6 protein-coding genes, 1 other RNA gene and 1 pseudogene are annotated in these 5,332 nt (G+C 64.8%); 4 read left to right on the top strand and 4 right to left on the bottom strand.

What is annotated here, in order from left to right; translation table 11 throughout:
• Both ACILRA_RS19380 and ffs read right to left on the bottom strand, forming a co-directional pair.
• A partial coding sequence (locus ACILRA_RS19380) for a DNA polymerase III subunit gamma/tau (protein WP_395663695.1) occupies window positions 1-983 on the bottom strand: 983 nt, incomplete at its 3' end.
• A gap of 29 nt (window positions 984-1,012) precedes the next feature.
• Window positions 1,013-1,109, bottom strand: an RNA gene (gene ffs, locus ACILRA_RS19375) — signal recognition particle sRNA small type.
• 105 nt (window positions 1,110-1,214) lie between these two features.
• On the opposite strand from ffs, the gene ACILRA_RS19370 reads away from it, so the two are divergent.
• Genes ACILRA_RS19370 through truA form a run of 4 tightly spaced genes read left to right on the top strand, consistent with a single transcriptional unit; the run spans window position 1,215 to window position 3,863 of the window.
• Window positions 1,215-1,640 (top strand): BA14K family protein, encoded by a 426-nt coding sequence (locus ACILRA_RS19370; protein WP_395663694.1) that lies wholly within the window; start codon window positions 1,215-1,217, stop codon window positions 1,638-1,640.
• 44 nt (window positions 1,641-1,684) lie between these two features.
• A complete protein-coding gene (gene def, locus ACILRA_RS19365) occupies window positions 1,685-2,203 on the top strand; it encodes a peptide deformylase (RefSeq protein ID WP_395663693.1) in 519 nt (172 codons plus the stop codon).
• Entirely contained in the window at window positions 2,200-3,111 is a 912-nt protein-coding gene (fmt, locus tag ACILRA_RS19360; protein WP_395663696.1) for a methionyl-tRNA formyltransferase, read from the top strand. The genes def and fmt overlap by 4 nt, the downstream gene beginning before the upstream one ends.
• Window positions 3,111-3,863: a tRNA pseudouridine(38-40) synthase TruA gene (truA, locus tag ACILRA_RS19355; protein WP_395663692.1), complete on the top strand. Its 753-nt coding sequence runs from the start codon at window positions 3,111-3,113 to the stop codon at window positions 3,861-3,863. Before fmt ends, truA begins: the two co-directional genes overlap by 1 nt.
• Here the strand turns inward: truA and dapE are convergent.
• Both dapE and ACILRA_RS19345 read right to left on the bottom strand, forming a co-directional pair.
• On the bottom strand, window positions 3,842-5,014 hold the full coding sequence (gene dapE, locus ACILRA_RS19350) for a succinyl-diaminopimelate desuccinylase (RefSeq protein WP_395663691.1): 1,173 nt from the start codon (window positions 5,012-5,014) through the stop codon (window positions 3,842-3,844). The two genes, truA and dapE, sit on opposite strands and share 22 nt — an antisense overlap.
• A gap of 81 nt (window positions 5,015-5,095) precedes the next feature.
• Window positions 5,096-5,332, bottom strand: a pseudogene (locus ACILRA_RS19345) (2,3,4,5-tetrahydropyridine-2,6-dicarboxylate N-succinyltransferase); the annotation flags it as partial.

Raw genomic sequence — 5,332 nt, 5'->3', positions numbered from 1 at the left:
ACAGCACCACGCGTCTTTTCGGCTTCGGTGCGCGAGGTATCTCCGAGCGCGCCCTCTTTCACCACCTTCAGGCGTGTGACCCAGTGCACGTAATCGGCCAGGTCGCTCAGGATGGTGGGGGGGTCGCCGCCGTCCCTGTACTGTTGTTCGATCTCCTCGATCGCGGCCCTGGCATCACCCGACATCACCGCCTGGAACAGGTCGATGATGCGGGAGCGGTCCATCAGCCCCAGCATGGAGGCGACATCCGCCGCCTTCACCTTGCCCTCGCCATAGGCGATCGCCTGGTCGAGCAGCGACAGGCCGTCACGCACGGAGCCTTCCGCCGCGCGCGCGATCATGGCCAGTGCGTCGGCTTGCGCCTCGACACCTTCCTTTTCTGCAATGCCGGCATAGTGCGAGGCGAGCAGTGCCGCATCCAGCCGCTTCAGGTCAAAGCGCTGGCAGCGCGACAGGATGGTGACGGGAACCTTGTTGATCTCGGTCGTGGCGAAGATGAATTTCACATGCGGCGGCGGCTCTTCCAGCGTCTTCAGCAGCGCGTTGAAGGCGCTTTTCGAGAGCATGTGCACTTCGTCGATGATGTAGACCTTGTAGCGCGCCTGGACGGGCGCATAGCGCACGCTGTCGATGATCTCGCGCATGTTGTCGACGCCGGTGTTCGACGCCGCGTCCATCTCGATCACGTCCATGTGGCGGGATTCGAGGATGGCCTCGCAATGCGGGCCATAGCCGGGCATGTCGATGGTCGGCTTGTCGCCGTAGTTCAGCGCACGGGCGATGAGGCGGGCAGTGGTGGTCTTGCCCACGCCGCGCACGCCTGTGAGCATGAAGCCTTGCGCGATCCGGCCGGAGGAAAAGGCATTGGTGAGGGTGCGCACCATCGCATCCTGACCGATAAGGTCAGGGAATGTGCGCGGGCGGTATTTCCGGGCAAGAACGCGATACCCTTTGGCGTTCGCGCCGCTTTGAGCGTCGTCCATGGCGGGCTTCCGCGGGGTAGGTTCAAGAGGTGGGAGGCTGGACGGGCAACCCGTTCCTGTCTCGTTAGGGCTGCTTCCTTCCGGACCTGACCCGGTTGGCGAGCGGCACGTCCGCCGCCAACCTCCCGCGCGCTATATGGCGGTTCGGGGCCCAAAAGGCAAGCGCCATGGCTTGCCAAGCGGCTTTGGGGGAGGCATTGTGGTGAAAGAACATTCCGGGGAGCGGTTCAGATGTTGAGGAAGATCATTCCGGTTCTCACGGCCCTCGCGGGCCTTGCCATGCTGGCCCCCACGGCCTCCGCTGCTGACTTTTTCGCCTTCGGCAGCCATGACGACGGCAGCAGGATCTGGAAGCCCTATGTGATCGAGAAGAACTGCACGCATGGCTTCAACGGCTGCAGCGTGCGCATGGATTATGCGCCCCACCAGCGCGCCATGGTGGTGAGGCCCGGCAGCTACTGGTACCAGAAGCCGTTCCAGATCTATCGCTACGGCGACTTCAAGCACGGCCACAAGCACCGCCATGCCGCTTCCCATGCCTCGCGGCACGTATCCTGGTGCAGCGAGCGCTACCGGACCTATGACCCCGCGACCGACACCTTCATCGGCAAGGGCAACAGGCACTACCGCTGCAACAGCCCCTATGACGGGCACTGAGCACCACGATTGACCGGCGGCGGCGGGTTTACTAAGTGACGGCCATGCCGCTGCTTCCCATCATCACATTGCCCGACGAAAAGACGCTCCGCGAGGTTTCAAAGCCCGTGGCCCAGGTCGATTCCGGCGTTCGCAGGCTGTGGGACGACATGCTGGAGACCATGTACCGCGCGCCCGGGATCGGCCTCGCCGCCATCCAGATCGGCGTGCCGCAGCGCCTGCTGGTGATCGACCTGTCGAAGGACGGCGAGGACAAGACACCGCTGTTCGTGGCGAACCCCGAGATCGTCTGGTCAAGTGCGGCGCAGAGCGACTACGAGGAGGGCTGCCTCTCCATCCCCGAGTATTACGAGATGGTCACCCGGCCCGCCGAGATCAAGATGCGCTACCTTGACCGCCAGGGCGAGGCGATGGAACTCCATGCCACCGGGCTGATGGCCACCTGCCTGCAGCACGAGATCGACCACCTGAACGGCGTTCTCTTCATCGACCACATCTCCCGGCTCAAGCGTGAGCGGGTGCTCAAGAAATTCCAAAAGGCCCAGAAGCTCGGAAAGCTCTGAGCATGCGGCTCGTGTTCATGGGAACGCCTGACTTCGCGGCCGAAACGCTGAAGTCGCTGATCGGGGCTGGTCACGAGATCGCCTGCGTCTATTCACAACCACCTCGGCCCGCCGGACGCGGCATGGCGGAGCGGCCCTCGCCGGTTCACGCCTTTGCGGCCTCACAAGGAATCGAGGTGCAGACACCCGTATCGCTGAAATCCCCTGAGGAGCAGGCGCAGTTTGCCGCCGTGAACGTGGATGCCGCCGTTGTCGTGGCCTATGGGCTGATCTTGCCGAAGCCCGTCCTCGCTGCGCCGCGCATGGGCTGCTTCAACGTCCATGCCTCGCTGCTGCCGCGCTGGCGGGGCGCAGCGCCAATCCAGCGCGCCATCATGGCAGGAGACGCGGAAACAGGCGTCACCATCATGCGCATGGAGGAAGGACTGGATACCGGGCCGATGTGCAGGGTGGGCAGGATCGCAATCACGCCCGCCACCACCGCGCAGTCCCTCCATGACGAACTGGCCCTGCTCGGCGCGCGCCTGATGGTGGACGTCCTCGCCCAGGAGAAGATCGCCTGCGTTCCCCAGCCCGCCGTGGGCGTGACCTATGCAAGGAAGATCGAGAAGGCGGAAGCCCGCATCGACTTCACAAGGAGCGCGCAAGAGGTGAGAAACCACATCCACGGCCTGTCGCCCTTTCCGGGCGCGTGGTGCGAGGTGAACGGTGCGCGCCTCAAGGTGCTGCTGTGCGAGGTGGCGGACGGGACGGGAGCACCGGGCGCCTTCATCGGCGATGACCTCACCGCCGCCTGCGGCTCAGGCGCCATCCGCCTGCTGAGGCTCCAGCGTGAGGGCAAGGGCGCGATGGACGCGGCCGAGTTCCTGCGCGGCTTTCCGGTTCCGCGTGGAACAGTGGCCCGCTGATGCCGCGCTACAAGCTCACCATCGAATATGACGGCTCGCCCTTCACCGGCTGGCAATCCCAGGCCGGGGGCACCTCGGTGCAGGACGTGCTGGAGCGCGCGGTGGCCACCATCAACGGCGGTCATTCCATGGTTTATGGCGCGGGCCGCACCGATGCCGGGGTCCATGCGCTGGCGCAGATGGCGCATGTCGACCTCGTGAAGCAGTGGGACCCCTTCAAGCTCCGCAACGCACTGAACGGCAACATGCGCGCGCATCCGGTGAGCGTGCTCGAGGCCGAGGAGGTCCCGGAGGACTTCCATGCGCGATTCTCGGCCACGCGGCGCTATTACCTCTACCGGATCCTGAACCGGCGGGCGCCGCCGGCGCTGGACCGCGGCAAGGTATGGTGGCTGCCGGTCGATCTCGACTCCGATGCCATGCATGAGGCCGCGCAGCATCTCGTGGGCAAGCATGACTTCACCACCTTCCGCGCCGCGCAGTGCCAGGCCAATTCGCCGGTGAAGACGCTCGACCGGCTTGAGGTCGCGCGCTACGGCGAACTGATCGAGATCCGCGCCGATGCGCGCTCCTTCCTGCACAACCAGGTGCGCTCCATGGTGGGATCGCTGCGGCTGGTGGGCGAGGGCAAATGGACACCCTGGGAGCTGAAGCGCGCGCTTGACGCTGCCGACCGCGCGGCCTGCGGGCCGGTGGCCCCCCCTGAGGGCCTCTACCTGCTGCGCGTCGGCTATACCTCCGCGGAAAAGTAATCCGCGATGATGCGGCCATAGACGGCCTGCGTGGCACGCAGTTCATCAACGGCGATCCGCTCATTGGTCTGGTGGATCGTCGCGTTGGTCGGCCCGAACTCGAGCACGGGGCAGTAGTCCTTCACGAAGCGCGCATCCGACGTGCCGCCGCTGGTCGAGAGCTTGGGGAAGACACCCGTCTCACGCTCCACCGCGTCCTGCACCAGGCCAACGAATGAGCCGGGTTCGGTAATGAAGGCATCCGCACCCTCTGTCACCGAGAGGGACCATGTGCCGCCCATCTGACCTCTCACACTTGCAATCTGGGCTTCGACCCAGCTCCTCAGTGAGGCGAAGCTGTGTTCGGGTGAGAAGCGGATGTTGAACTTCGCCATGGCGCGCGACGGGATGACGTTGCCCGCCGGGTTGCCCACGTCGAAGGTGGTGACGGCCAGCGTCGAGGGATCGAAATGCTCGTTCCCATCATCAAGCTGTGCCGCCGCGATGCGGTCGATGAAGCGGGCGAGCTTGGGGATGGGGTTGTCCGCCTTGTGGGGATAGGCGGCGTGGCCCTGGCGGCCTTCCACGGTGACGGTGAAACTCATGGAGCCTCGCCGTCCGATCTTGATGGTGTCGCCCAGCGTATCCAAACAGCTGGGCTCGCCGACGATACAGTGATCGGGGATGTGGCCGTTCTCCTCCATCCACTGCAGCACCTTCACCGTGCCGTTGATGGCGGGGCCTTCCTCATCGCCCGTGATGAGGAAGGAGATCGAGCCCTTGAACTTGCCGGAACTCTTCACGAAGTCGATGGCAGCACCCGCGAAGGCCGCGACCGAGCCCTTCATGTCACAGGCACCCCGGCCGAAGATGAAACCCTCGGCGATATCGGCGGCGAAGGGCGGATGCGTCCACGAGTCGACGATGCCTTCCGGCACCACATCGGTGTGGCCCGCAAAGCACAGATGCGGCGCACTCGAGCCGAAGCGTGCGAAGAGGTTCTCAACGTCGGGCGTTCCCTCCTGCCGGAAGATCAGCCGGTGGCAGATAAAGCCGCGGGTGGAGAGCAGGTTCTCGAGATAGGTCAGCGCGCCGCCCTCGGCGGGGGTCACCGAGCGGCAGCGGATCAGGTCCTGCAGGATCGGAACGGAATCGGTGGGGGTGTTCTTCATGAGAGGCAGTGTAGATGAGTTCCAACGGGCCGTCATCCCGGCGAAGGCCGGGATGACGCTCGTTGTGTGGTCAGTGCGGTCTCAGTCCCGCAACAGCTCGTTGATGGACGTCTTGGACCTCGTCTTCTCGTCCACGCGCTTGACGATCACGGCGCAGTAGAGCGACGGGGCGGGCGAACCATCGGCATAGGGCTTTTGCGGCAGGGAGCCGGAGACCACCACCGAATAGGGCGGCACCTTGCCCATGTGGACCTTGCCCGTTTCGCGCTCGATGATCTTGGTGGACTGGCCGATGAACACGCCCATGGAGATGACCGA

Source organism: Aestuariivirga sp. (genome assembly GCF_044239095.1).
Lineage (GTDB): Bacteria > Pseudomonadota > Alphaproteobacteria > Rhizobiales > Aestuariivirgaceae > Aestuariivirga.
The sequence above is the reverse complement of the archived record's forward strand: the minus strand, read 5'-3'. Positions and strand labels throughout refer to the sequence as shown.